The sequence below is a fragment of the Bradyrhizobium sp. LTSP857 genome (assembly GCF_000938285.1).
In the GTDB taxonomy this organism is placed as follows: Bacteria; Pseudomonadota; Alphaproteobacteria; order Rhizobiales; family Xanthobacteraceae; genus Bradyrhizobium.
This window is the reverse complement of the sequence record NZ_JYMS01000026.1, coordinates 192,401-216,871: the sequence shown is the minus strand read 5'-3', so window position 1 is coordinate 216,871 and position 24,471 is coordinate 192,401. Positions and strand designations below refer to the sequence as shown.

Sequence of the window (24,471 nt, the reverse complement as noted above, 5' to 3'; positions counted from 1 at the left end):
TGAAGGTGAATATCGCTGTAGCCGGATAAAATATGGAACTTGATCGAATCGACAGGAAGATCCTCGCGATTCTGCAAGAGGATGGGCGAATCGCCAATGTCGAGCTCGCCGAGCGCATCGGGCTGTCGCCGACGTCGATTGGCGAGCGGCTGAAGCGATTGCAGCGCGAGGGCTTTATCGAGGGCTATGGTGCCAGGCTCAATCCGCACCGGCTCGGCCTGGGGCTTCTGGTGTTCGTCGAGGTGCTGCTCGACAAGACCACGCCGGACAATTTCGAGCGTTTTGCACGCGCGGTAAAACTCGCGCCTGAAGTGCTGGAGTGTCACATGGTTGCCGGCGGCTTCGACTATCTAGTGAAGGCGCGGTTGGCCGATATGACCGCGTATCGGCGCTTCCTCGGCGAGACCTTGCTGTCGATGCCGGGCGTGCGCGAGACGCGCACCTATGCGGTGATGGAGGAGGTCAAGCGCGACGCACCGTTGCCGGTCGGCTAGCGAAGTGCGGTCGCGATTGTCATTGCTGTGGAGTTCATCAGCGATCTCTGCGGGCAAATAGTTTTCCGTGTGCAATCGCAACGCCTGTCGTCGAATGCACGGATCGTCTTCTAAAATTTTCTTGGCCCCACTCCCGGATTAATCCGGGAGGCAGCAAAGGCTGGCGGGCTTATACTTTGAGGTTCTCTGCGGACGTCTTGCCCCGGTTTGCGATTTCTTCGTACTCAACCGTCTGTCCCTCGTTCAGGGAGGACAAACCGGCCTTCTGGACTGCCGAGATATGCACGAACACATCCTTGCCGCCCGACGCAGGCTGGATAAATCCATAACCCTTCGTCGGGTTGAACCACTTGACCGTACCTTTAGCCATCACGTCTTCTCCGCGGGTCTTCCTCCGAGATCTCGAACCGCCAGTCCCCGCCAACCGGCCGGTTCGGTCCTAACAGGATACGCGGAATGTGGCGGGCTTGGTAGATCAAACCATATCGGCAATCTGCGGAAAATCGCTCAACTTCGCGGCGTTTTTACCGGTTTTGCCCGTTTCGCGGTCAATCGGCCCGTGCGTATCACTCCATCAGTCAATAAGTCGCGGCCAGATAGTCGACGATCTTGCCGACATCGGCATCGTCGATCGGTGCGCCATAGACCTTGATCATCTTGGTCACCTCGGCCTGCCAGAAGCCCTTCTTGTCCTTCATCAGCGGCTGCGTGTTGATGTAATCGGCCGAGTGGCAGGCGCTGCAATTGCCCTGCACAACCTCGAGATTGGGGCCGGGCTTGAACGCGGCGACCTCGTCCGGGAGCTGGTAGTTGACGGGTGCTGCGGTCACGGCGCCGACGCCGGCGGCGAGGCTAAACAAGATGGCGAGGAGAACGGTGCGCTGCATGATAATTCTCCTCAGGCCACGCTGACGTGGACGGTTTCGACGACGTTGCGCAAATAACCCGCCGGATTCCAGCGCGGCTGATCCGGTTGCGTCTCGCCCGAATTGCTGGTGGCACGCACCTTAAGCTCGTGGCTGCCTGCCGCGAGCTTCACCGGCAGCTTCCATTCGCGGAAGGAGTAGTTGCCAAGATCCTTGCCGAGCTTGGCATTGGTCCAGGTCTTGCCGCCGTCAGTGGAGACCACAACCTCCTTGATGCCCTTGCCGCCGTCGAAGGCGATGCCGCGCAGTGTCGTGCCGCCCGCCTTTAGCTTGGTGCCATCGGGAATGCTGGTGATGAAAGAGCGGATAGTGAAGCGGTTGATCGGGATGGTCGCCTTCGGCGCGGTGCCTGGCTCGATCGCATTGTTCGGTGTGTCCGGAATGCGATAGGCCGACTTCATCCAGAAGCCGTCGAAGACGTTGTCGACGACGCTGATCTCGTTGAGGTGCTTGACCCAGTAGGTGCCGTAATAGCCGGGCACGATCAGGCGCAGCGGAAAGCCGTTGAGGAACGGCAGGTCTTCGCCGTTCATGCCGTAGGCCAGCATCACCTCGCCGTCGGTGGCGTGATCGAGATCGAGCGCCTTGGCGAAGTCCGGCGTCTTGTCGCTGACCGGGCCATCCATGCCGCCGAACACGACCTGCTTGGCGCCAGCCTGCACGCCCGCCATCTCCAGCACCGCCTTCAGCGGCACGCCGCGCCAGCGCGCATTGCCCATCGCGCCGTTGGCGAGCTGACCGCCGGCAACGCGCGGCTCGACGAAGCCGCGGCTGTTGCCGGAGCACTGGTTGACGGCGACGATCTCCGTCGCCTTCATTTTCCGGATGTCCTTCAGCGACAGTTTGAGCGGCTTGTCGACCTTGCCCTTGACCTCGAGCGTGAATTTGTCGGGATCGAGATTGTAGGGGATGTCAGCGAGGTGATAGCGCACGAAGAACGCGTTGTTCGGTGTGAGCGGGCCATCGTTGAATACCGCAAACGGCGTTTCGAGCTGCGGCGGCCGGCTGGTCAGGCCGATCATCGGCCGCTTCTGCGGATATTTCACCAGCGGCCGTTCGCCATTGGCAAATGGCAGCGTGACGGTGTCGAGTGCCAGTGCTTTGGTTGAGTTCAGTGCGGCCGCAAGTGTGGCAAGCCCCGCTCCTTTGAGCAGGTCGCGTCGATCAAACATGGTGTCTCCTCCCGGAGCTTTTCGTTGGCCAGCGGTCATCACCGCAGACCCGCGCCCATCTGCCGCATCGACTCAGGTGAAGTCAATTCGTGCTTTCGCAGCAAGCCCATGCCGTTGCGTTGCAACAACGCGGTGTTACGCCGCGACGAGTTCGTCGCCCGCGAGGAGAGCTGACAATGTCCTGGTATCCGCAACGACCCGCACGACCATCGGCTCGTCGCGGCCGCGGATCGCGACCTCCTGCTGCGGCAGCGCATCGTCGCGAAGGCCGGCGGTGCGGCGGACTTCTTCCGAGATGATGGCCTCGCAGGCAAGCGTCTTGGTCATGTCCTGGAGACGCGCCGCGACATTGACGGCATCGCCGAGCGCGGTGAACACGATGTGGTCGCGATAGCCGATGTCGCCGATGATGACCTCGCCGCCGTGGACGCCGATGCCGAAGCGGATCGGCTGGCGCAGATCGTGGCTCAGGAGCTCATTCAACTCGTCAACATGCGTGGCGATGGCGGCGACGGCCTTCAGCGCCTGCCGGCAGGCGGTCTGCGGATCGCTCGTGAGTCCGAACAGCGCGAGCATGCCGTCGCCGACAAATTGATTCGGCTGGCCGCCGTTCTCGATCACGGCTTGCGACACCGCGCCGAGGAAGCGGTTAACGATGAAAACGGTGTCGAACGGCAGCCGCTTCTCGGCGAGTTGGGTCGAGCCGCGCATGTCCACGAACAGGCTGACGAGATAGCGCTCCTGGCCGATTCTAGCCGGCGACGACGCAGCGTTCGCCGACAGCGTCTGCGGCATGAAGAGCTGGAAGAAGGAGAGGTCGGTGGTCGGCCGCAACTGGCAGGCAAGGCGAATGGAGGGATCGGCAGTACCGACGCGGGCGAGCACGAAGGCTTCGCGCTGCGACGGCTCGGGCAGTCCGCCATGGTCGCCGATAATGCGGATGCGGCAGGTCGAGCAGCGGGCGCGGCCGCCGCAGACGCTGGCATGCGGCACGCTATGGCGCAGGCTCGCCTCCAGCACGGAGAGACCCTTGGGCACGCGCACGGTCTTGCCGTTGCCGTAAGACAGCGCGATCATGCCGCCGCGCCGCTCGCGCCAGCCGCGCACGCCGCGCGCGAGCAGCACCAGCCCGAGCAGGCCGAAGTAACCGATTGTGAGTCCGCCGGTGATGCGGTCGAGCGTAGCAGCCTGTGCGAACGTGCCGACCTCGCGCTGCGTGTAATTTTGCCGGCGCCATTCTCCGTCCTCGCTATCGGCGGCAACACTGCGGCCACCCTGGTAGATCCCGAGCAGCGCCAGCGTCGGGATCAGCACGGCGGCCGCGAGCAGATAAGGCGCCGCGCGGACGAAGAACGGCTTGAGCCGAAGCCAGAAATAGATGCCGATGCAGCCGTGCATCCAGGCGATGATGAGCAGAACCGTCATGCCCCAGAGCCGGCCGGATGACACGACGAAGAACAGATAGAGCTCCTGTGGATAGAGCTTTTCATGTCCGTAGAGCGTCTGGCCAAGCCGTACGCCGATGACATGCGCCATGATCAGGGCCGGAATGCTCAGACCCAGCACGAGTTGCAGCGGCTCGATCGTCCGCCAACGGAACTGCCGGCGCTGATACAGCGCATAGACGCCAAGCCCCATATGGATGAGAGCGGCGCCATAGAACACGATCGCGACGGGGAGGAACTGCCAGAATGTCGTGTGGTAATAGACCCCGACCTGCATGGCATCGACCGAGATGTTGCCGAGCGCATGGTTCAGGAAGTGGCTGACCACATAGGCGAACAGGATGACGCCGCAGACCAGCCGCACCTGCCGCGCGCTGGTCGAGCGGACGAGTTCGGACAATCGTGAAAGGGCGATGGCGGCCATGATTCGGTTGTATCAGTTCATCAAGGAGAACAGCCAGCGGAGAGTTAAATTCCGCCTGTGGACGGTGGGTCCGATCACATACGCGGCAAGGTTACGAAATCGTAGGGTGGGCAAAGGCGCCTTCGCGCCGTGCCCACCATTTTGCCGTCGTTCGCGATGGTGGGCACGCTACGCTTTGCCCACCCTACGATTCGTGCCCCGACACACGCGGTAACGACCCCCACATTGACTCCCCCTCCCAAGTCGGGGAAAAGCGCGGCCGTGACGATCGCTCCCGACATCACCGTGAAGTCCGACGGCGCCGAGCGCCGGCTCCTCGTGATGGCTGCGCTCGTCATCGCCGCGATGACGGTGCTGCGCCTCGTCTACGCCTCCGCGATCGAGCTGCGTACCGACGAGGCCTATTACTGGACCTGGTCGAAAGAGACGGCGCTGAGCTTCCTAGACCATCCGCCGATGATCGCCTGGCTCATTCGTTTCGGTACCGCGATCTTCGGCGACACCACGCTCGGCGTTCGCTTCGGCGGCATCGTCGCGATGCTGGTGACGCAGTGTCTACTCGCCGACATCGTCCGCCGTCTCACCCACGACGCGCGCGCAGTCGCGCTCGCGGTGCTGATGCCGGAGGCCGCGCTTTATTACGGCCTGCTGATGGCCAAGGTCGCGCCCGACGTTGCCCTGATCCCGTTTGCGGTGGCAATGATGTGGTCGCTGGTGCGGCTCGCGCAGAGCGGCGACGGTCGCTGGTGGCTCGCGGCGGGGCTGTTCGCCGGTCTGTCGCTGCTGTCGAAATTCACCGCGATCATGTTCGCGCCGGCGGTTGCCGCCTTTCTGCTGGTGCCGGATTGGCGCGGGCGCTGGCTGCGCAGCCCTTATCCCTATCTCGCCGTGGTGGTTGCGATCGTCGTGTTCTCTCCGGTCCTGATCTGGAACGCGCAGCACGACTGGGCCTCGTTCCGTTTCCAGGGCGTGCGCGCCACGACCAATTACGGCATCTCGCTCCGCACCATCGGTGATTATATCGGCCTGCAATTCGGCCTGGTCGGCTTTGTCATGCTGCCGGTGGTGCTGTTGGGGCTGGCGATGACGGCGTGGCGCGGCTATCGCACGCGCGAGCCGGTCGCGATCCTGTTGTCGACCGCGGTGTTGGTGCCGTTCCTCTATTTCTTCGCCAAGTCGCTGACGCTCAGGGTCGGCGACACCTGGCCCATGTTCATGTGGCCTGTTGGTTTCGCCGCCGCGGCGGTCAACCTCGCGATGCTGCCTGGAGAAGGCTGGTCGGCGCGGATGATCCGGTCGGGCATCTTCTGGGTCAACATTGCGGTCGTCTCGGGCATCGCTTTCGTGGTGATCGTGTTCCTCTACTACGTCGCCGCGCCCTGGAATCTTCTCGGCAAGATGGATCCGATCGGCGCAGAGGCCGGCTACGAGCAGGTCGCCGCGCGTGCGCAGGCCGCACTCGATGAGACCGGCGCGACCTGGATCGCGACCACGGACTATCGCACCTACGCCATGATGCGCTGGCTGTTCAGGGACCGCGGCGTGCCCGTCATCGAGATCAACGAGCGCGGCCGCTTCCAGGATTTTCGCGATCCCGGCATGGACGGGATCAAGGGACACGCCGGAATCTATGTCGGTCGCGAGCCCGACAATCACGGTCCGGTGTGGGATTCGATCCCCGCCAAACGCGAGCCGCTCGCGCAGGTCGAGCGCCGCTGGCGCAGTGTCCTGATCGACACCTACGCGCTGGACAAGCTCACCGGCTGGACGCCGGAGCTGTCGCCGCCGAAAGACTCGCCGCTGTTCCAGTGGCGCGTGCTGGCGGGGGAATTCGCGAAGCGTGAGCTCAGCTAGCGAGGCCCTTCTTCCTTCTCCCCTTGCGGGAGAAGGTGGCGCGAAGCGCCGGATGAGGGGTTGTTTCCGCGAACTCTACTGCGAGGGATGTCTGCGGAGACAGACCCCTCACCCGTCTCGCCGCTTTGCGGCGAGCCACCCTCTCCCACAGGGGGAGAGGGGAAGTGAGCACGGCGCGAGCCGCTACGCCTCGTCCTCTTTCTTCCGCAGCAAATCCGTCGCGAGATCCGACAGTTTCGGCGGCGGCAGCGCAGCGAATGGCAGTGGGCGCGTGACGTCGATTGCGGCCAGGCCGAGCCGCGCCGTCAACAGTCCGTTGAGCATGCCCTCGCCGAGCCGCTGCGAGAGTTTGGCCGCGATGCCGTGGCCGAACATCTGCTGCACCAGGCTGTCGCTCGCGGCCATGCCGCCGGTGATGGCGAGGTGGGCGATGACGTGGCGGAGCAGGCGGATCATGCCGAGTGCGCCAGGCCGGCCGCCATAGAGCCGAGCAAGCTGGCGGATCAGGCGGAGCGAGACGATGAATACGAACATCACGTCGATCGCCGCGCGCGGCGACACCGCGGTCACGATCGAGACGCGCTGCGCGGCCGACGACACCAGCCGCCGCGCTTCGTTATCGAGCGGTGACATCAGTTCGCGTTCGGCGAGCCGGATCATGTCGGCGCCGTCGATGATTTCGCCGGCATGGCTCTCCAGCGCGGCACGGGCGCGCGCGAGCTGCGGGTTCTGATGCGCGATCTTCAGCAGTTCCTGCACGATGGTGCGGCTTTCCTTGCGATCGTCGCTGGCAAGCACTGCGGCTGCGCGCTGATGCAATTTTTCGATTGTCGCGAGGCGCGCCAGGCCGAACGCTTCGCGCCCGATGACGACAGCGAGCGCAAGCGTGGTGACGAACGCGAGAGCCAGCCCGACAAAGCCGAGGCTTTCGCTGCGCGCAAACAGATCCTCGATCAGATGGGCGACGCCGAGCCCGACGCCAAGCAGCGTCAGGCCAGCGACGCCTGACCAGAACAGCGCGCCCCAGGGAAAGCCGCGCCGCGCCGGAAGCGCGCGCTCAATTGGCACGGGCAGCGTCGACGGATCGGACTCCGGCGTGATTTGGATCGTGCCGCGGCTGATCCGGCCGGTCTCGTCGGCCTCGGTGACGACAACGCCGGGATCGTCGAGCCGGAACGTCGCCGGCCGCCGCGGCTGGGATCGGTCGTTCATGACAGTCTGTCTCCGATCAGGAACTGCAAGGCACGGTCGAGGCGGATATGAGGCAGCGTCGGCTCTTCCTTACCCTCGCCTTCGAGTTTTGGCGGGCGGAAGCGCAGAAAGCGGAAATCGCTCTTCTCGGCCGCTTCCGTCGATAGCCCACGGAATGCGTCGGTGCCGTTGAACAGCGACTCCGGATCCAGCGGCAGGTCGCCCGGAAAGGTCGCGACCTCCGTGTTGCCGTCAAAGAACGCGCCGCCCGCGCTTTCGCCGGCCGCGGGTGTTCCCAGGAGCGACGGCAATTTGTCGCGGCCATGCGCGACCTGCGCCTCGCGCGTCGCGCGCACGGCGGCGAGCGCCACCACGTCGATCTGCGCGCCGGTATCTTCCGCCCTCACCACGGCGCGCGAGACCGCGCGGCGCAGCACGGCCTCGAGCCGGTCGTGACTGGAATGATGCAGATGGTCCGCCTTGGTTGCCGCAAACAGGATGCGATCGATGCGTGGCCGGAACAGGCTGGAGAGGAACGTGCTTCGCCCCATGCGGAAGCAATCGAGAATGCCGGCAAGGGCTGCTTCGAGATCGTGCAGCGCCTCGGGCCCGGAGTTGAACGCGGCGAGCGCATCGGCCAGTACGATCTGGCGATCGAGCCGCGCGAAATGGTCGCGGAAGAACGGGCGCACCACGACATCCTTGTAGGCTTCGTAGCGGCGCACCATCATCGCCCACAGCGATCCCTCCGGCGCCTGGCCGTCGATGGGCACATCGAGCGGCGCAAAGGTCAGCGCCGGCGTGTCGGCGAGATTGCCCGGCATCAGGAAGCGGCCCGGTGGCAGCAGGCTCATGGCAAAGCGCTCGTCGCGGCAGGCGCGAAGGTAACCGGTGAACAGTTTTGCCGCCGTCAGTGTGGCCTGCTCGTCCTCGCGCGCCTCAGGCTTGAGCGTTGCAAGATGCGCGTGCCACTCGGCGGCAAGATGCACGCGCGGCGCCTCGCGCGACAACGCCAGGCTCTCCGCCGACCACTGCTCGTAACTCTTTTGCAGCAGCGGCAGGTCGAGCAACCACTCGCCGGGATAGTCGACGATGTCGAGCGTCAGGGTGCGATCGGCGCCGTTGTGACGCTGGTAGTCGATGACGAGGCGGAGCTCGCTGATGTCGACCGTCGAGCTCGGCCAGAGCCGCTCCTCGATCAGCGCGCGCAGATGGTTTTCATAGGCAAAGCGCGGTATCGCGTCGTCCGGTTGGGGCGCCAAATGCGCCCGTGCGATCCGGCCGGAGGCATAGGCCTCGAACACCGGAAACCGGCCGCCGCGCGTCAGCCCATGGATGAGCGCGGTGATGAACACGGTCTTGCCGGCCCGCGACAAGCCGGTGACGCCGAGCCGTACCGTCGGGTTGAAGAAGTGCTCGCCATAGTCGATCAGCGCCCGGGCCGACAGGCGCGCCTCCTCGACCATATCCTGGAAACTGAATGCCATGTGAATGAGAGGGTCTCGGGCGAGGGTGGCGGCCAAATAGGCAAAACGGACTAGTCACAAAAGTGGCAACTGCCTGAGGAAAATCAAGCTTCACACTTCCACCGCCTTCTTGGGCGAAGCCGCCTTTGAACGCCGCGTTAACTGCGAAAGACCAATATTGGACACCTATCGACGCCTCCGGACCGCCATGCCTGTCTTCACGCTGAAACAGTTCGCCTCCAACTCCGTCCACGCCGCCGCCGACGCGGTCGGCTGGAACTACGATCGCGCCGAGATCATTGCCGACGGCATCATCCATGCCATCGGTGTGCTGTCCGGCATCATCGCTGCGACCGTCCTGGTGGTGCTTGCGGTGGTCTATGCCGACGCAACCGACATCGTCGGCGTCTCGATCTATGTCGCCGGCCTGCTGTCGATGCTGGTGCTGTCGGCGACCTATAATCTCTGGCCGGTCTCGCCGGTCAAATGGCTGCTGCGGCGGTTCGACCATTCCGCGATCTATTTGCTGATCGCTGCGACCTACACGCCGTTCATCCTGGAGCTGAAGGACAGCGTGTTCGCGCTGGCGCTGCTCGTCTGTGTCTGGTGCGTCGCGATCGTCGGCATCGTGCTGAAGCTTCGCTATCCCGGCCGGTTCGACCGCGTGGCCGTCGGCATCTATCTCGCGATGGGCTGGAGCGGCATGATGCTCTATGATTCCGTGGTCAAGGCGCTGCCTGCGGTGGCGCTGGGCTTCGTGCTTGCGGGCGGGGTGCTCTACAGCCTCGGCGTGATCTTCCACGCCTGGCGCCGACTGCGTTTCCAGAATGCGATCTGGCACGGCTTTGTCTTGGCCGGCGCGGCGTGCCATTATACCGCGGTGCTCGACCTCGTGTTGAGCTGAGCAAGACCCAGGCCCGCGAAGCGGTATAATATAAGCGATAATAAAAAAGAGGAGACGTCGCATGCAGGTGACCGGCAAGGTCGTGGTCGTCACGGGCGGCGCCAACGGTATCGGCAAGGCGCTGTGCGAAGCCTTCCACAAGGCGGGCGCAGCCAAGGTCGTGGTCGCTGACATGGACGCCGCCAACGCAAGAGCCGTCGCTGCCACGGTGGATGGTGCTGCCTTCAGATGCGACGTCGCGCAGGAAAAAGAGATCACCCACGTCATCGAGGAGACCGAGCGCCAGTTCGGGCCGATCGAGCTGTTCTGCTCCAATGCCGGCATCGGCGGCGGCTTCGATCCGATGTCGGTGAATGCCGGCGGCGCCTCGGACGAGCCCTGGCAGCGCAGCTGGGCGATCCACGTCATGGCCCATGTCTATGCGGCGCGGCATCTTGTGCCGCGCATGAAGGCGCGCGGCGGCGGCTATTTCCTCAACACGATCTCGGCCGCGGGCCTGTTGTCGCAGGTCGGCAGCCCGGCTTATTCGACGACCAAGCACGCGGCGGTCGGCTTTGCCGAAAATCTCGCGATCTCGCACAAGGCCCACAACATCCGCGTCTCGATCCTCTGCCCGCAGGGCGTCGACACCAACATGCTGCGCTCGATCCCGAAGGGCCCGCAATCCGGCGACGGCGACCTCACGCCCGAGCAGGTGGCGAAAGACGTGCTCGCCGGCCTCGATCAGGAGTCGTTCCTGATCCTCCCGCACCCCCAGGTGCTCGGCTACATGCGCAAGAAGACCGAGAATTACGACCGCTGGATCGGCGGCATGGCCAAGATCCAGGCGAAGATGCGGGACGAGTTCGGGAAGTAGAATCCGTAGCCCGGATGGAGCGTAGCGAAATCCGGGACGGTCTTTCCGCGACGTGCGCAGGCCCCGGATTGCGCTTCGCTCCATCCGGGCTACGCGTCCTTACGCCGCCGACTGCGCCTCATCCTCATCGCGGCTCTGCCGCAACGCCCGCGCATAGAGCATCATGCCCTCGCGCACCGTGCGCTGCTCCGCTTCCGTCAAAGCCTCCAGCGCGCCGCCCACCTGCTGCCGTCCGAACGCATGCAGCGCCGCCAGCGTTCGCTGGCCCTTCGCCGTCAGCGACAACAGCTTGCTGCGTGCATCGTCCGCGTCCGGCGTTTCCCGCAACTCGCCGCAATCGATCAGCTTGCGCACCACGCGGCTGACGCTGGATTTTTCCAGGCGCAGGAAATCGCCAAGCTCGCCCGAATTCATCGGGCCGCGGATGCCGATCTCCAGAATGGTGTGGACGGCCGACGCTGGATAGTTCGTCGCCGCCACCGTCGCGTCCATGAAGCCGAGCTCGCGCACCATCAGGCGCGAGGCGGCGCGGATGTCGTCGATCAGCGCAAGCTCGGCCATCTTGACTCCCAGCATATAGTTGTATCATACAACTATATGCGCGCAAGGACGCACGCAAGCGTTTTGGAGTGGACCATGAGCGGAACTTTGCCGGCCGGCGAGGGGATGAAGGGCAAGGTCTGTCTGGTGACGGGCGGCGGCAGCGGCATCGGCCGCGCCACCGCGTTGCGGATGGCGTCAGAGGGCGCGGAAGCCATTGTTGTTGCCGGCCGGCGCGAGGCCGAGATTGAAGCGACCGCTGCGGCGTGCCGGGAGCTCGGAACCGACGCGATCGCAGTCAGGACGGATATCACGCGAGAGGAGGAGGTCGAACGTCTGGTCGGCACAGCCGTGGAGCGTTGCGGCCGGCTTGACGTTGCCTTCAACAATGCCGGCTTTCAGGAGCGCCGTGCGTCGCTGGAAGAGCAGGGCATGGACGTCTACGACAGCGTGTTCGACACCAATGTGCGCGCGCTGTTCCTGTGCCTGCGCCATCAATTGCCGGCAATGCTGGCGCAGGGGCGCGGCAGTATCGTCGTCAACGCCTCCGTCAGCGGCGTGCGCAATCCCAATCCCGGCTTCTCGCTCTACTCGGCCTCGAAGGCGGCCGCGATCTCGCTCACCCGCTCGGCCGCCATGGAAAACGCCCCGCGCGGCATCCGCATCAACGCGATCGCCCCCGGTCGCGTCGTCACCGACATGATGCTGCGCGCCGGCGTCGGCGATGTCGCGACCGTAGCCGCAGGCCTGCCGCTGCGGCGGATGGGGAGCCCGGAGGAGGTGGCGGAAGCGGTGGTGTGGCTGTCGTCCGACGCGTCGTCCTATGTTGTAGGGCACGTGCTCGCGGCGGACGGGGGATTTCTGGCGTCGTAGTTCAGGGCGCTCGCGTCAAAAACTCAGTGTCGTCCCGGCGAAGGCCGGGACCCATAACCCCAGGGAGAAATTTGGCGAAGATTGGTTGTTCGGGATTAGCGCTGGGTACAATCGATAGATCACGCGGTATGGGTCCCGGCCTTCGCCGGGACGACCTTATTAATGCTTCTGCCCGTACAACACCGGCACCGCCGAATCCACGACGACCTCGACGAGGCTGGTGCCTTCATGCGCCATCCCGCGCTTGAGCGCGTCGCCCAGCTCCGCCGCCTTGCTCACGCGCACCGCATGGCAGCCCATGCCCTCGGCGAGCCGCACGAAATCGATCCCCGGCAGCTCCAGCCCGGGCACGTTGCGCACCTGCATCACCTGGCTGAACGAGCGCATCGCGCCGTAGCCGGAATTGTTGATGACGACGATGGTGAGCGGCAGTTTGCGTTGTGCGGCGGTCCACAGCGCCTGGATCGAATACATCGCCGAGCCGTCGCCGATCAGGCAGACCGTGCGGCTCTTCGGCTTGCCCAACGCCATGCCGACGGCGGCCGGAAGGGAGTAGCCGAGGCCGCCGCTCGCCATGGTGTAAAAGCTGTCCTGGCCGCGCATCGGCATGAATTTCTGCATCGCCGGCCGGTGTGAGGGGATTTCCTCGACGAGTGACGAGTCCTCCGGCATCGCTTGCGACAGCGAGTGCAGCAGGAACTCCACCGGGAGCGGATCGCCAGCTTGCGGTGCCGGCGGCAATGTGCGGCCCTTTGGCGTCGCGCGTTTGCTCTCCGGCAACAGGTCGAGCAGCGCGCTAAGCGCCGGCTTCATCGTCGCGATGATGCTGGTGCCGACCGGGGTCACCGCCGCCGCATCCGGATCATCCGTGATCTGGAAGATCGTCGCGCCGCCATCGAAGATCGACGCGTGACCCTCGACATGAAAGGTGAAGACCGGCGCGCCAACCACGACCACGACGTCGTGCTCGCGCAACGCGTCGGATAGCTGTGCAGGCGAGGCGTGGAGGAAGCCCGCAAATTGCGGATGCCGCTCCGGGAAGGAGCAGCGCGCCGAGAATGGGCTGACCCAGACGCTCGCCTTGGCCTTCTCGGCGACGCGCACCATCAGATCGACTGCGCCGGCGCGATCGACGCCGGGGCCGACGACGAGCGCGGGGCTTTTGCTAGCGCCGAGCGCCTTCGCCAGCGCCTTCATCGCCTCCGGTTCGGGGCCGATCTCGCGGCTGACCTTGCGTGCCTCGACCGGCGCCGTCGCGTGCGTCCAATCGTCGATCGGGATCGACACGAAGGTCGGCCCGCAGGGCGGCTGCATCGCAGTGTAATAGGCGCGCGCGATCGCGGCCGGCACGTCCTCGGGCCGCGCCGGCTCGACGCTGTATTTGACGTAAGGTCGCGGGAATTCCGACGCGCGCTCGGCATAAAGAAACGCCTGGAGCGGCAAGATCGAGCGCGCCTGCTGGCCCGCGGTGATGACAAGCGGGGTCTGGTTGCGATGCGCGGTGTAGATGTTGCCGAGCGCGTTGCCGACGCCGGCCGCCGAATGCAGATTGACGAAGCCGGCATTGCGCGTCGCCTGTGCGTAGCCGTCCGCCATGCCGACGGCGGAGGCCTCCTGAAGTGCCAGCACGTAGTCGATGTCGTCGGGCCAGTCGCTGAGGAACGGCAGCTCGGTCGAGCCGGGATTGCCGAACACGCGCCTGATGCCGAACGAGCGCAGCAGGTCGAGGGTCGCCTGCTTGACGGTGACGGATTTGGCGCTTGCTTTGCCGTTCTTCGACATGGTTTCCGTCCCGTATTGTTATAGACGCTGTCAACCCCACCCGTCATTGCGAGCGCAGCGAAGCAATCCAGTCTGTCACCGCGGAAAGACTTCGGATTGCTTCGCTGCGCTCGCAATGACGAACATCACCACACCGCCGTCCCCTTCATCGTCGGCTGCCCCTCCGCGTTCGCAGTCCACAGCTCCATGCTCTCGCCGCTGTCGTTGGCGTTGATGGAAAACTCCGTGCCCTCGAACAGCGGTTGCAGTCCGCGATAGGTGAACTTCTTCGGCGCCTTGCCGCTGCGCAGCTTGGCCGCCATCTCGACGATGAACGCCGCCTGCAACGGGCCGTGGAAGATCAGGCCCGGATAGCCCTCGACCTTGGTCACGTAGTCGCGGTCGTAATGGATGCGGTGGCCGTTGAAGGTCAGTGCGGAATAACGAAACAGCAGCACGGGATCGGAGACATGGGTCTCGCGGTGCTGCGCCTTCGGCGGCGGAGGCGGAGCCTTTGCCGTCGCGGGCGCGCTGGTCGTCATCTCACGATAGACGATGTCCTGCCGCTCGCGGATGGCTGTGCCGCGCGGCGAGGAGATGCTGTGCTCGACCGAGACGAAGCACAGCGTGCCGGTCGAGCCCGTCTTCATCTGCACATCGGCAATGTGCGAAGTGCGCGTGGATTCATCGCCGACGCGCAAGGGTTCGAGGAATTCGATCTCGCCGCCGGCCCACATCCGGCGCGGCAGCGGCACCGGCGGCAGGAAGCCGCCGCGGGTCGGGTGGCCGTCGGGGCCGAGCATCGACATCGGAAATACCGGCTGCGCCAGGCACCAATGCGTCGTGAACGGCGAGGCGTCGCCCTTTTTGGGTTCGCCGACCTCCTGGAACAGCGTCGCGCGCAGGCCCTTGACGAGCTGCGCGGTGACGATGTCGGTGGCCTCCGTGCTGCGGCCGATCCATTGCCGCAAATGATCGATGTCGAGCTTCTCGGTCATGACGCCTCGCTCTGTTACTTTTTTGATTGGGAACGTTCGCCGATGCCGGGGACGGCGCCGTAAGCGCGGGACTCACCGACGATGATCGGTGCCGGCGCGGGATAGCTGACGCGGCCGTTCGGGGTGTCGACCTCGATGCGGCGCAGATGCGGATGCTTGGTGAGGTCGGCCATGGTGTTGACCTCGGCAAACGCAATATCGGCATCGGACAGCCGCTTCAGCAGCTCGTCGCGCGTCATCGTGCCAAAGCTGTCTGCGACCGTCTTGTCGGTGAAATCGCGGTTGCGCACGCGTTCCACCATATTGGCGACGCGCGGATCGGCGGGCAGGTTCGGCTGGTCCAGCACTCCGGCGCAGAGCGTCTTCCACTCGCGCTCGCTCTGGATCGAGATCAGAATGTCCTTGCCGTCCTTCGACGTGAATACGCCGTAGGGTGCGATCGAGGGATGGCGCAGCCCCATGCGCTTCGGCGGATTGCCGGCCTCCGAGTTGAGCAGCGGCACGGTGCACCAGTCGGCCATCACGTCGAACATGGAGATGCGGATGTCACAGCCCTTGCCGGTCCGCCCGCGTGCAATCAGCGCTTCCAGGATCGCCGCATGTGCGGTCGCGCCGGTCGCGACGTCGACGATGGACATGCCGACGCGCGAGGCGCCGTCGGGATTGCCGGTGATCGAGGCAAGGCCGCTTTCGGCCTGGATCAGCAAATCATAGGCCTTGCGATGCGCGTAGGGGCCCTCGTCACCATAGCCGGTAATCGTGCAGGAGATCAGCTTCGGATAGTCCTTCAGCAATCGTTCGCGGGAGAAGCCAAGCTTGTCCATCGAGCCCGGCTTGAGGTTCTGCACCAGCACGTCCGCGCTCGCGATCAGCTTTTCCAGCTCGGCACGGCCCTCCTTGGTCGCGAGATCGACCACCGCCGATTGCTTGCCGCGGTTGAGCCAGACGAAATAGCTGCTTTGGCCCTTGGCCGCCGCGTCATAGCCGCGGGCGAAATCGCCCTCGGGCCGCTCGATCTTGATCACTTCCGCGCCGGCGTCCGCCAGCCGCGACGAGCAGAATGGCGCCGCCACGGCCTGCTCGACCGCAATCACCCTGATCCCGTCCAATGCTCCCATGGCGCGACCTCAGTACGAGCGGGGCATGCCGAGCACGTGCTCGGCGATGAAGGACAGCACCAGGTTGGTCGAGATCGGCGCCACCTGGTAGAGTCGTGTCTCGCGGAATTTGCGCTCGACGTCATATTCCTCGGCGAAGCCGAAACCGCCATGGGTCTGGACGCAGGCATTCGCCGCTTCCCACGAAGCATCCGCCGCCAGCATCTTGGCCATGTTGGCCTCCGCACCGCAGTCGAGCCCGGCCTCGTATTTGCGCGTGGCTTCCTTCACCATCAGCTCGGCGGCGCGCATCGCGGCGTAGGCCTTCGCGATCGGGAACTGGATGCCTTGATTTTGGCCGATCGGCCGGCCGAACACCGCGCGCTCCTTGGCATAGTTCGTGGCCTTGGCGATGAACCATTTGGCATCGCCGACGCACTCGGCCGCGATCAGGATGCGCTCGGCATTCATGCCGGAGAGGATGTAGCGAAAACCCTTACCTTCCTCGCCGATCAGATTTTCCGCCGGCACCTTCATGTCGGTGAAGAACACTTCGGTGGTGGCGTGATTCATCATGGTGCGAATGGGGCGGATCTCCAGCCCCTTGTTCTTCGCCTCGCGCATGTCGACGATGAACACCGAGAGGCCGTCGGTGCGCTTCTTGACCTCATCCTTCGGCGTGGTCCGCGCCAGCAGGAGCATCAGGTCGGAATGCTCGGCCCGGCTGGTCCAGATCTTCTGGCCGTTGACGATGTAGCCGGCATTGCCGTCCTTGCGCGCGAAGGTCTTCAGCGAGGTCGTGTCGGTGCCGCTGGTCGGCTCGGTGACGCCGAAGGCTTGCAGCCGCAATTCGCCGCTCGCCACTTTCGGCAGATACTTTGCTTTTTGCTCGTCGCTGCCGTGCCGCAGCACCGTGCCCATCGTATACATCTGGGCGTGGCAGCCGCCGCCATTGCAGCCGGCGCGCTGGATCTCCTCGAGGATCGCCGCAGCGGCCGAGAGCTTCAGGCCCGCGCCGCCATATTCCTCGGGGATCAGCACAGAGAGATAGCCGGCCTCCGTCAGCGCATCGACGAAGGCCTTGGGGTAGGCCATCTCGCGATCGAGCTTGCGCCAATATTCGCCGGGAAACTGCGCGCAAAGCTTTGCGACGGCTTCGCGGATGTCGGCGTGATCTTCGCTGTGGTGTTCTTCACTCATGGCGTTTCCCGTATGTGCGGCAGTTAAGATAACGCCGGCCAATCCGTTGGCGTTGTGAAAACAACGCCAGCCCCCTATGCTCATTTGTTATAGCGTATGAAGTAGCCTTCCAGGATTGGCAAGCATGGATTTCCGTCAGCTCAGGACCTTCAGTTGCGTGGCGGAGCTTGGCAGCCTGAGCAAGGCGTCGGATACGCTGCGCGTGGCGCAGCCGGCGCTCAGCCGGCAGATCAAGCTGCTGGAACATGAGCTGCGCGTCGAATTGTTCACGCGCAACGGCCGCGGCATGGTGCTGACCGAGGCCGGCCGGCTTCTGCTCGCGCGCACCTCCGGCATCGTCCGCCAGATCGACCAGATCCGCGACGACATCCAGTCCGCCAAGGGGCCGCCGTCCGGCCAGGTCGTGCTCGGCCTGGTTCCGACGGTAAGCTGTGTGTTGTCGGCGCGCTTCGCGCGGCGCTGTGTCGAAAAATTTCCTGCCATTTCGTTGCGCATCGTCGAAAGCTACAGCGGCCATATCGTCGAATGGCTGCATCGCGGCGAGATGGATCTCGCCATCCTCTACGGCCGTTCGGCCGATCTGCATCTCAATGTGCAGAGCCTCGGCCGCGACAACATCGTCGCGGTCGGTCCTCGCGGCTGCGGTCTGGCACGCAAGAAGAGCGTCGACATCGGCTGGCTGCTGCGGCAGCGGCTGGTGCTGCCCAGTCATTCCCATGGTCTCCGCGCGCTGATCGAGCACGCGGCCGCGCAGCGCAAGATCAAGCTCAACGTCCAGCTCGAAGCGGATTCGTTCCGCGTGCTGACGAGCCTGGTCGAGGAGGGCCTCGGCTTTGCGCTGCTGCCGCCCTCGTCGGTCCATGGCGAGGTCGCGGACGGCAGGCTGGAAACGGCAACGGTGTCCAAGCCGATGACGCGCGAGCTCATTTTCGCTTCTCCGATCGACCGCCCGGCCTCGACGGCGTCGCTGGCCGTCACCGCGCTCCTGCGCGACGAGGTCGCGGCCTGCCGCAAGGAGGGGGTGTGGGACATCAAGCTGAGCTAGATGCACCCGTGTCGTAGACCAGCGGCGCGCCGTCTTGCCTTCGCATCTGGCGCGACCTGTCATGCCGAAATTTTATAGCTGGGCTGGATGAGGCGCGTGCGCGCCCAGCCTCACCCTCGATGTCATTGCCCGCGAAGGCGGGCAATCCAGTATTCCAGAGGCGGCAGTGCTTGAGCCGAGAAGCCGCGGCGTACTGGATGCCCCGCCTGCGCGGGGCATGACAGCGAGCCCTACCCCGGAATCCGCACCGGCAGCGACTCGTACCCCTTGATGAAGCTGGAATAGATCCGCTTCGGCTCGCCCACCACCTCGATGCGGTCGAACCGCTTCAGCATTTCCTCCCAGACGATCTTGAGCTGGAGCTCGGCGAGCCGCATGCCGACGCAGCGGTGGATGCCGAAGCCGAAGGAGAGATGCGTGCGCGGACGCGGGCGGTCGATGATGAACTCCTCGGGACGGTCGATCACCTCTTCGTCGCGGTTGCCGGAGACGTACCACATCACGACGCGGTCGCCCTTCTTGATGTGCTTGCCGCCGACCTCGGTATCCTCAAGCGCGGTGCGCCGCATATGCGCAAGTGGGGTCTGCCAGCGGATCACCTCGGGCACCATGGTGTCGATCAGCTCCGGATTTGTCCGCAGCTTCTCGTATTGGTCCGGGTTCTCGTTCAGCGCCAGCAGCGAGCCGGTCATGGTGTTGCGCGTGGTATCGTTGCCGCCGACGATGAGCAGGATGATGTTGCCCATGAGGTTGTCGGGGTCCATGAAGCGCGTGGCGTCGCTATGCGCCATCAGCGACAGCAGATCGTTGCGCGGTGCGGAATTGACGCGCTCGTTCCACAGCTTCGACATGTAGGCGTAGCACTCGTCCATTTCCTGCCGGCGCTGCTCGGCGGATTCGACGATGCCGCTCTTGGGCAGCGCGGTCGCGACATCCGACCAGCGCGTCAGCTTGCGCCGCTCTTCCCAGGGGAAGTCGAACAGCGTTGCCAACATCTGCGTCGTCAGCTCGATCGAGACGCGCTCGACGAAATTAAAGGTCTCGTTGCGCGGCAGATTGTCCAGCACGGTCTGCGAGCGCTGCCGGATCAGCTTGGCGAGCTCGTCCAGATGCGTCGGCGTGAACATCGGCGACACCGTCTTGCGCTGCGACGAATGCCTGGGCTGGTCCATGGCGATGAAGCTCGGCCAGTCATAGCCCTCCGGCACGTCGCGGATCCCGATGCCGCCGAGCGTCGAGTCGGAGGAGAAGACGCCGTGATTGGTGTCGACATGCATGATGTCGTTGTATTTCACCACCGACCAATAGGGCTCGATCGGCGCGTTGGTGCAGTAATGCACCGGCTCTTCCTTGCGCAGCCGCTCGAACCACGGCCACAGCGTGTCGTCCTGGAACAGCCTGGGCGCGCCGGGGTGGAATTGCGCCAGCGGCGTCGCGTAAGCCTCCTCGCGCGCTTTGCGCATGCGTTCTGCTTTGTCGATCTTGACCGGAGTCTGAATGTTCATGGTGATAGCTCCAGTGTTTCTCGTTCTTCACCTGTCCCCGAAGGCGGGGAGAGGGAGTTGTCTCACGCCGTAATCTTCACCGGCAAGGTTTCAAGACCCTTTACGAAGCTCGAATACACCCGCTTGGGTTCGCCGACCACGTCGATATGGTCGAACCGCTTCAGGATCTCTTCCCAGATAATCTTGAGCTGGAGTTCGGCAAGCCGCAGGCCGACGCAACGGTGGATGCCGAAGCCGAAGGAGAGATGCGTGCGCGGCCGGGCGCGGTCAATGATGAAATCGTAGGGCTTTTCGATCGCCTCCGCGTCGCGGTTGCCCGAGACGTACCACATCACGACCTTGTCACCCTTCTTGATCTGCTTGCCGCGGAACTCGAAGTCGGCGAGTGCGGTGCGGCGCATATGTGCCAGCGGGGTCTGCCAGCGGATCACCTCGGGCACGAAACTGTCGAGCAGTGCGGGGTTTTCGCGCAGCTTGCGGTACTGTTCCGGATGCTGGCTCAGTGCGTAGATCGAGCCCGACATGGTGTTGCGGGTGGTGTCGTTGCCGCCGACGATCAACAAAACGAGATTGCCGAGGAAGTTCCTGGCGTCCATGTCGCGCGTCGCGGCGCCATGCGCCATCATCGAGAGCAGGTCACTCTTTGGCGGCTGCTCGATCCGCTCCTTCCACAGCCGCGCGAAATAGCCTGCGCATTCGGTCAGCTCGGCCTGCCGCTCGTCTTCGGTGGCGACGAGGCCGTCGGGGCCGGGGATGGTGGTGGCGATATCGGACCAGCGCGTCAGCTTGCGGCGGTCCTCCCAGGGGAAATCAAACAGCACCGCGAGCATCTGCGTGGTGAGCTCGATCGAGACCTTGTCGACCCAGTCGAACACCTGGCCCACGGGTAGATTGTCGAGACACTCGGCCGAGCGCTCGCGGATGCTGAGCGCGAGATTGTCCAGATGCGTCGGCGTGAACATCGGCGCCACGGTCTTGCGCTGCGCCGCGTGCCGCGGCGGATCCATCGAGATGAAGCTCTCGCGGCGCAGGTCCGGATCGATGTCGCGGATGGTGATGCCGCCGAGCGCGGAGGCCGAGGAGAACACCGAATGATTGGTCTCGATCTCCATGATGTCGTTGTAGCGCGTCACCGACCAGTACGGCCCGAACATCGAGTCCTTGCAGTAGTGCACGGGATCTTCGCGCCGCAGCCGATCGAAATAGGGCCAGAACGTATCGGTCCTGAACAATTCCGGATCGCCGGGATCGAATTGCTCCAGCGGCAATGACGCGGCGCGCTCGCGCAATGCGTCGAGTTTTGCCGTGCTCTCGATGGTCCCATGCATGACCGCTCTCCCTGACCTGAACCGCGCGATTTTCTTGAATTCTGCTCTGCGGTATTTGGATTGCAATTACAGCCCGTTGTCTGCGTCGGGGCAAGGGAGAGTTTTGCCACAAGGATGGTGTTGTAGCCCGGATGGAGCGCAGCGAAATCCGGGATTCGTGCCGCCGCTGCCGCTGTCCCGGATTGCGCTGCGCTCCATCCGGGCTACGGATCAACGTGACCCGCCGCACGCCGGCCGGCCCGGAATCATGCGAGAAATCGTTCGAAACCGAGGTAAAATCGAACCCGCCTATCTTGGGGATCGACCAACCTCTGATCTATAGTTTGAGCGGATCAGATCCGCATCCCGAGGTTGTTGCCGTGAACGACATGCAATGGGCCCCCAATGGCTCCGAACCCGTCCCGCCGCCACTGCCGCCCGCGCAGGTCGACTTCAGCGGTGATCGCTCCGAATTTCGCAGGCTGGTCACCAAGGGCGCCATGCTGGAGCTCGTCACCTTCGGCTTCTACCGGTTCTGGCTCGTTACCGACGTCCGCCGGCATTTGTGGTCGAACACCTCGATCGACGGCGACGCCGCCGAATATACCGGTCGGGCCAAAGAGCTGTTGATCGGCTTCCTGTTCGCGCTCGCGATCCTGGTGCCGATCTACCTCGCTTATTTCCTGGTCGGCATCGAGTTCGAGCGCTGGCAGGGCTTCGCGTCGACGCCGCTGTTCATCAGCTTCTATGCCTTCGGCCAGTTCGCGATTTTTCGCGCGCGGCGCTATCGGCTGACCCGCACGGTCTGGCGCGGCGTGCGGTTCTGGATGGACGGCTCGGGCTGGGCCTATTCATTCCGCGCCATGCTGTGGGGCTTGCTGGTGTTCCTGACGCTGGGCCTGGCGCTGCCATGGCGCGAGGCCTCGCTCGAGCGCTACAAGATGCGGCACACCCATTTCGGCGATCTGCAAGGCGGTTTCGAGGGCGACGGCTGGACGTTCTTCAAGCGCGGCTGGTGGCTGTGGTTATTGACTCCCGTTGCAATTGTCGTCTTCCCGGCCGCGCCGTTCTTGTATGCCGAGTTCAAGGCGCGCGAATGGCGCTGGTGGCTCGACGGCATCCGCATCGGCGGCGTCAGCCTGTCCTCGGAGTTGCCGCACAACGCGTTCTACGGCCTCTACTGGAAGGTGATCGGCTGGTGGACGCTGCTCTCGACCCTGTTCGGCTTCTATGTCGGTGGCGCCACCATGCTCGTGGTCAAGCTGAGTGGCCTGCCGGCCGAGCAGGCGTTCGGGCCTGGCAATGCATCCAAGAGCATCCCTTTGCTGGCGGCGATGGTGGTCGGCTATTTTGCTCTCGCGTTGGCCGTCAACATCGTCATGCGCGTCTATCTGCAGCGCGATATCTGGGCCAAGGTGCTGGAAACCGTTGAGGTGCACAACATCGCCGCCGCGGCGGACGTGCGCGGCAGCGGTGAGCTTGCCAGTGCGCTTGGCGAAGGCTTTGCCGATGGACTCGATGTTGCGGGATTCTGAGCTGTGAGTGATGTGTCCGCCGAGGCCCCGTCGCAGTCCGCAAGGCCGACGATCTTCTTCGACGGTGTGTCGAGCCGCAGGCGGCAGGTGACGCTGACACTTGGTGATGCGGTCGAGATCCTCGAGGAGGGTGGAACGCCGGTTCGCTGGGCTTATGCCGACATCCGCCGTGCCGACAGTCCGGCCGGGATCTTGCGCCTGGCTTCGAAATCCGCGCCGCCTCTGGCGCGGCTCGAGATCCGCGATGCCGCACTCGCGGCAGACGTGACCGTCCGCTGCACACATCTCGACGAGCACCAGACCACGCGCCGCGGTGTCGCAAAAATCGTCGGCTGGTCGGTTGCGGCTGCTGTCTCCATCGTCTGCGTCGTGCTGTTCGGCGTGCCGCTCGCCGCGGACCGCCTCGCGCCGCTGGTGCCGAAGCCGATCGAGCGGCGGATTGGCGATGCGTCCGAGGTCCAGGTGAAGACCATCTTCGGCCGCTCAACTTGCAGCGACCCGGCCGGTCAGGCGGCCTTTTCCAAGCTGGTCAATCGCCTGCGCGACGCCGCCGGCCTTGACGACGATTCGATGACTGCCGGTGTGCTGCCGACCTCGGTGCCGAACGCCTTCGCGCTGCCCGGCGGCAAGGTTTTCGTGCTGAAGGGCCTGCTCGACAAGGCCGACAATCCCGACGAGCTTGCCGGCATCCTGGCCCACGAGCTCGGCCATCTCAAGCATCACGACAACATGCGCGGCCTCATCTACAACGGCGGCACCTCGTTCCTGATCGGCCTGCTGTTCGGCGACGTCACCGGCTCATCCGCCGTGATCTTCGCCTCGCGCAGCGTGGTTGAGGCCTCCTATTCGCGCGAGGCCGAGACCAACGCCGACACCTTCGCGATCGACATCATGCATGCGCTCGGCCGCTCGCCGAAGCCGGCGGCTGAACTGATGTTCCGGATCACCGGCAAGGAAGGTGGCGGCCTCACGTCGATCCTGGCGAGCCACCCGCTCACCGAGGATCGCCTCGCGCGCATGACGAAAGAAGACCGCCCCGCCAGCGGTCCGCCGCTGCTGACCGATGCGGAGTGGCAGGCACTGAAGGAAATTTGCGGCGGCGGGAAGATCTAGAGCGTTTTCGAGCGAAGTGGATGCCGGTTCGCGTGAAGAAAACGCGTCAAACAAGAATCTGAGCTCTCCGCTCCTATCTCGTCCCGTAAGCGCGGTCGCCGGCATCTCCAAGGCCCGGCAGAATAAAACCGTTCTCGTCGAGCCCCTCGTCGACCGCGGCCGTCCAGATCCGCACGTCGGGATGCAAGCCCCGCAGCCGTTCGAGTCCCTCGGGTGCTGCGATCAGGCAGGCGAGGCGAATATCCTTGGCGCCGCGCTCCTTCAGCCGGTCGATCGCGGCCACGGCCGTGTTGGCGGTGGCGACCACCGGGGTCACGACGATGGCGAGCCGCTCGCCGAGATCGGACGGCGATTTGAAGAAATATTCGACCGCGGCAAAACTCTCCGGCTCACGATAGAGCCCAATATGCGCGACGCGCGCGGTCGGCACCAGATCCATCATGCCGTCGACAAAGGTAGTGCCGGCGCGCAGCATCGGCACGAACACCAGCTTCTTGCCGGCGATCTTGGCCGAGTGCATCCGCGCCAGCGGCGTGTCGATGACGGTGTCAGTGAGCGGCAGGTCGCGCGTCACCTCGTAGCACAAGAGCATGCCGATCTCCTTGATCAGCTCACGGAACGATTTCGTCGAGATGGATTTGTCCCGCACCAAGGTCAGCTTGTGCTGGACCAGCGGATGATCGACGATCGTGACGCCTTCCATGATCGGATGCCTTTCTTCCTTCTCCCCTTGTGGGAGAAGGTGGCGCGAAGCGCCGGATGAGG

Annotated in this window: 22 protein-coding genes; 8 read left to right on the top strand and 14 right to left on the bottom strand. The window is 64.4% G+C overall.

Annotation, left to right across the window (positions count from 1 at the left end; translation table 11 throughout):
• The first annotated feature begins 32 nt into the window (after window positions 1-32).
• Window positions 33-494, top strand: coding sequence for an Lrp/AsnC ligand binding domain-containing protein (locus UP06_RS15110; RefSeq protein WP_045003493.1), 462 nt, complete (start codon window positions 33-35; stop codon window positions 492-494).
• A gap of 169 nt (window positions 495-663) precedes the next feature.
• Here UP06_RS15110 and UP06_RS15105 read toward each other — a convergent pair whose 3' ends face one another.
• The 4 genes from UP06_RS15105 to UP06_RS15090 all read right to left on the bottom strand — a co-directional run bounded on the left by UP06_RS15105 (window position 664) and on the right by UP06_RS15090 (window position 4,461).
• A complete protein-coding gene (locus tag UP06_RS15105) occupies window positions 664-864 on the bottom strand; it encodes a cold-shock protein (protein WP_008134691.1) in 201 nt (66 codons plus the stop codon).
• 208 nt (window positions 865-1,072) lie between these two features.
• Window positions 1,073-1,381 carry a SorB family sulfite dehydrogenase c-type cytochrome subunit gene (gene sorB / locus UP06_RS15100; RefSeq protein ID WP_045003491.1) on the bottom strand — a complete coding sequence of 103 codons (309 nt, stop codon included), beginning with the start codon at window positions 1,379-1,381 and terminating at the stop codon, window positions 1,073-1,075.
• A gap of 11 nt (window positions 1,382-1,392) precedes the next feature.
• Window positions 1,393-2,592 (bottom strand): SorA family sulfite dehydrogenase catalytic subunit, encoded by a 1,200-nt coding sequence (sorA, locus tag UP06_RS15095; protein ID WP_045003490.1) that lies wholly within the window; start codon window positions 2,590-2,592, stop codon window positions 1,393-1,395.
• Between the two features lie 135 nt (window positions 2,593-2,727).
• Window positions 2,728-4,461: an adenylate/guanylate cyclase domain-containing protein gene (locus UP06_RS15090; RefSeq protein ID WP_045003488.1), complete on the bottom strand. Its 1,734-nt coding sequence runs from the start codon at window positions 4,459-4,461 to the stop codon at window positions 2,728-2,730.
• A 321-nt stretch (window positions 4,462-4,782) separates the two neighbouring features.
• On the opposite strand from UP06_RS15090, the gene UP06_RS15085 reads away from it, so the two are divergent.
• Window positions 4,783-6,315 carry a glycosyltransferase family 39 protein gene (locus UP06_RS15085; RefSeq protein WP_045004189.1) on the top strand — a complete coding sequence of 511 codons (1,533 nt, stop codon included), beginning with the start codon at window positions 4,783-4,785 and terminating at the stop codon, window positions 6,313-6,315.
• A 183-nt stretch (window positions 6,316-6,498) separates the two neighbouring features.
• On the opposite strand, the gene UP06_RS15080 is transcribed toward UP06_RS15085, so the two are convergent.
• Together UP06_RS15080 and UP06_RS15075 are read right to left on the bottom strand one after the other, a co-directional pair.
• The gene (locus tag UP06_RS15080) at window positions 6,499-7,527 is read right to left on the bottom strand and encodes a YcjF family protein (RefSeq protein ID WP_045003486.1); all 1,029 of its coding nucleotides are present in this window, start codon (window positions 7,525-7,527) and stop codon (window positions 6,499-6,501) included.
• Window positions 7,524-8,993 carry a YcjX family GTP-binding protein gene (locus UP06_RS15075; RefSeq protein WP_045003484.1) on the bottom strand — a complete coding sequence of 490 codons (1,470 nt, stop codon included), beginning with the start codon at window positions 8,991-8,993 and terminating at the stop codon, window positions 7,524-7,526. Before UP06_RS15075 ends, UP06_RS15080 begins: the two co-directional genes overlap by 4 nt.
• 187 nt (window positions 8,994-9,180) lie before the next feature.
• On the opposite strand from UP06_RS15075, the gene trhA reads away from it, so the two are divergent.
• Window positions 9,181-9,876 carry a PAQR family membrane homeostasis protein TrhA gene (trhA, locus tag UP06_RS15070; protein ID WP_045004187.1) on the top strand — a complete coding sequence of 232 codons (696 nt, stop codon included), beginning with the start codon at window positions 9,181-9,183 and terminating at the stop codon, window positions 9,874-9,876.
• Window positions 9,877-9,937: 61 nt separating this feature from the next.
• A complete protein-coding gene (locus UP06_RS15065; RefSeq protein ID WP_045003482.1) occupies window positions 9,938-10,732 on the top strand; it encodes an SDR family oxidoreductase in 795 nt (264 codons plus the stop codon).
• A 99-nt stretch (window positions 10,733-10,831) separates the two neighbouring features.
• Here the strand turns inward: UP06_RS15065 and UP06_RS15060 are convergent, their stop codons facing one another.
• Complete coding sequence (locus UP06_RS15060) at window positions 10,832-11,293, bottom strand: MarR family winged helix-turn-helix transcriptional regulator (RefSeq protein ID WP_045004185.1); 462 nt, start codon at window positions 11,291-11,293, stop codon at window positions 10,832-10,834.
• 75 nt (window positions 11,294-11,368) lie between these two features.
• Here UP06_RS15060 and UP06_RS15055 point away from each other — a divergent pair, with 75 nt between their 5' ends.
• Window positions 11,369-12,145, top strand: coding sequence for an SDR family NAD(P)-dependent oxidoreductase (locus UP06_RS15055; RefSeq protein WP_045003480.1), 777 nt, complete (start codon window positions 11,369-11,371; stop codon window positions 12,143-12,145).
• 159 nt (window positions 12,146-12,304) lie between these two features.
• Here UP06_RS15055 and mdlC read toward each other — a convergent pair whose 3' ends face one another.
• The 4 genes from mdlC to UP06_RS15035 form a co-directional block, all read right to left on the bottom strand.
• Window positions 12,305-13,927 (bottom strand): benzoylformate decarboxylase, encoded by a 1,623-nt coding sequence (gene mdlC, locus UP06_RS15050; protein ID WP_045003478.1) that lies wholly within the window; start codon window positions 13,925-13,927, stop codon window positions 12,305-12,307.
• A gap of 125 nt (window positions 13,928-14,052) precedes the next feature.
• A complete protein-coding gene (locus UP06_RS15045; RefSeq protein ID WP_045003477.1) occupies window positions 14,053-14,904 on the bottom strand; it encodes an HTD2 family dehydratase in 852 nt (283 codons plus the stop codon).
• A 14-nt stretch (window positions 14,905-14,918) separates the two neighbouring features.
• The gene (locus UP06_RS15040) at window positions 14,919-16,022 is read right to left on the bottom strand and encodes a CaiB/BaiF CoA transferase family protein (protein ID WP_045003476.1); all 1,104 of its coding nucleotides are present in this window, start codon (window positions 16,020-16,022) and stop codon (window positions 14,919-14,921) included.
• Between the two features lie 9 nt (window positions 16,023-16,031).
• Window positions 16,032-17,201 carry an acyl-CoA dehydrogenase family protein gene (locus tag UP06_RS15035; protein WP_045003475.1) on the bottom strand — a complete coding sequence of 390 codons (1,170 nt, stop codon included), beginning with the start codon at window positions 17,199-17,201 and terminating at the stop codon, window positions 16,032-16,034.
• Between the two features lie 124 nt (window positions 17,202-17,325).
• On the opposite strand from UP06_RS15035, the gene UP06_RS15030 reads away from it, so the two are divergent.
• Window positions 17,326-18,246, top strand: coding sequence for a LysR family transcriptional regulator (locus UP06_RS15030; RefSeq protein ID WP_045003473.1), 921 nt, complete (start codon window positions 17,326-17,328; stop codon window positions 18,244-18,246).
• Window positions 18,247-18,476: 230 nt separating this feature from the next.
• On the opposite strand, the gene UP06_RS15025 is transcribed toward UP06_RS15030, so the two are convergent.
• Together UP06_RS15025 and UP06_RS15020 are read right to left on the bottom strand one after the other, a co-directional pair.
• Window positions 18,477-19,751: a cytochrome P450 gene (locus tag UP06_RS15025; RefSeq protein WP_045003471.1), complete on the bottom strand. Its 1,275-nt coding sequence runs from the start codon at window positions 19,749-19,751 to the stop codon at window positions 18,477-18,479.
• 62 nt (window positions 19,752-19,813) lie between these two features.
• A complete protein-coding gene (locus UP06_RS15020; RefSeq protein WP_045003469.1) occupies window positions 19,814-21,079 on the bottom strand; it encodes a cytochrome P450 in 1,266 nt (421 codons plus the stop codon).
• Window positions 21,080-21,438: 359 nt separating this feature from the next.
• On the opposite strand from UP06_RS15020, the gene UP06_RS15015 reads away from it, so the two are divergent.
• Together UP06_RS15015 and UP06_RS15010 are read left to right on the top strand one after the other, a co-directional pair.
• A complete protein-coding gene (locus UP06_RS15015) occupies window positions 21,439-22,593 on the top strand; it encodes a YjgN family protein (protein ID WP_045004184.1) in 1,155 nt (384 codons plus the stop codon).
• 3 nt (window positions 22,594-22,596) lie between these two features.
• Window positions 22,597-23,706, top strand: a complete 1,110-nt coding sequence (locus tag UP06_RS15010) for a M48 family metallopeptidase (RefSeq protein WP_045003467.1) — start codon at window positions 22,597-22,599, stop codon at window positions 23,704-23,706.
• Window positions 23,707-23,779: 73 nt separating this feature from the next.
• On the opposite strand, the gene upp is transcribed toward UP06_RS15010, so the two are convergent.
• Window positions 23,780-24,409 carry a uracil phosphoribosyltransferase gene (gene upp, locus UP06_RS15005; RefSeq protein ID WP_045003465.1) on the bottom strand — a complete coding sequence of 210 codons (630 nt, stop codon included), beginning with the start codon at window positions 24,407-24,409 and terminating at the stop codon, window positions 23,780-23,782.
• Window positions 24,410-24,471: the final 62 nt, after the last annotated feature.

Bases quoted from the DNA above. Each gene is read 5' to 3' on its own strand.
- UP06_RS15065 (WP_045003482.1), top strand. From the start codon at position 9,938: ATGCAGGTGACCGGCAAGGTCGTGGTCGTCACGGGCGGCGCCAACGGT.
- UP06_RS15040 (WP_045003476.1), bottom strand. From the start codon at position 16,022: ATGGGAGCATTGGACGGGATCAGGGTGATTGCGGTCGAGCAGGCCGTG.
- sorA (WP_045003490.1), bottom strand. From the start codon at position 2,592: ATGTTTGATCGACGCGACCTGCTCAAAGGAGCGGGGCTTGCCACACTT.
- UP06_RS15080 (WP_045003486.1), bottom strand. From the start codon at position 7,527: ATGAACGACCGATCCCAGCCGCGGCGGCCGGCGACGTTCCGGCTCGAC.
- UP06_RS15060 (WP_045004185.1), bottom strand. From the start codon at position 11,293: ATGGCCGAGCTTGCGCTGATCGACGACATCCGCGCCGCCTCGCGCCTG.
- UP06_RS15110 (WP_045003493.1), top strand. From the start codon at position 33: ATGGAACTTGATCGAATCGACAGGAAGATCCTCGCGATTCTGCAAGAG.
- UP06_RS15045 (WP_045003477.1), bottom strand. From the start codon at position 14,904: ATGACCGAGAAGCTCGACATCGATCATTTGCGGCAATGGATCGGCCGC.
- UP06_RS15075 (WP_045003484.1), bottom strand. From the start codon at position 8,993: ATGGCATTCAGTTTCCAGGATATGGTCGAGGAGGCGCGCCTGTCGGCC.
- UP06_RS15090 (WP_045003488.1), bottom strand. From the start codon at position 4,461: ATGGCCGCCATCGCCCTTTCACGATTGTCCGAACTCGTCCGCTCGACC.
- UP06_RS15030 (WP_045003473.1), top strand. From the start codon at position 17,326: ATGGATTTCCGTCAGCTCAGGACCTTCAGTTGCGTGGCGGAGCTTGGC.
- UP06_RS15105 (WP_008134691.1), bottom strand. From the start codon at position 864: ATGGCTAAAGGTACGGTCAAGTGGTTCAACCCGACGAAGGGTTATGGA.
- trhA (WP_045004187.1), top strand. From the start codon at position 9,181: ATGCCTGTCTTCACGCTGAAACAGTTCGCCTCCAACTCCGTCCACGCC.
- UP06_RS15055 (WP_045003480.1), top strand. From the start codon at position 11,369: ATGAGCGGAACTTTGCCGGCCGGCGAGGGGATGAAGGGCAAGGTCTGT.
- upp (WP_045003465.1), bottom strand. From the start codon at position 24,409: ATGGAAGGCGTCACGATCGTCGATCATCCGCTGGTCCAGCACAAGCTG.
- mdlC (WP_045003478.1), bottom strand. From the start codon at position 13,927: ATGTCGAAGAACGGCAAAGCAAGCGCCAAATCCGTCACCGTCAAGCAG.
- UP06_RS15020 (WP_045003469.1), bottom strand. From the start codon at position 21,079: ATGCATGGGACCATCGAGAGCACGGCAAAACTCGACGCATTGCGCGAG.
- sorB (WP_045003491.1), bottom strand. From the start codon at position 1,381: ATGCAGCGCACCGTTCTCCTCGCCATCTTGTTTAGCCTCGCCGCCGGC.
- UP06_RS15085 (WP_045004189.1), top strand. From the start codon at position 4,783: ATGGCTGCGCTCGTCATCGCCGCGATGACGGTGCTGCGCCTCGTCTAC.
- UP06_RS15035 (WP_045003475.1), bottom strand. From the start codon at position 17,201: ATGAGTGAAGAACACCACAGCGAAGATCACGCCGACATCCGCGAAGCC.
- UP06_RS15025 (WP_045003471.1), bottom strand. From the start codon at position 19,751: ATGAACATTCAGACTCCGGTCAAGATCGACAAAGCAGAACGCATGCGC.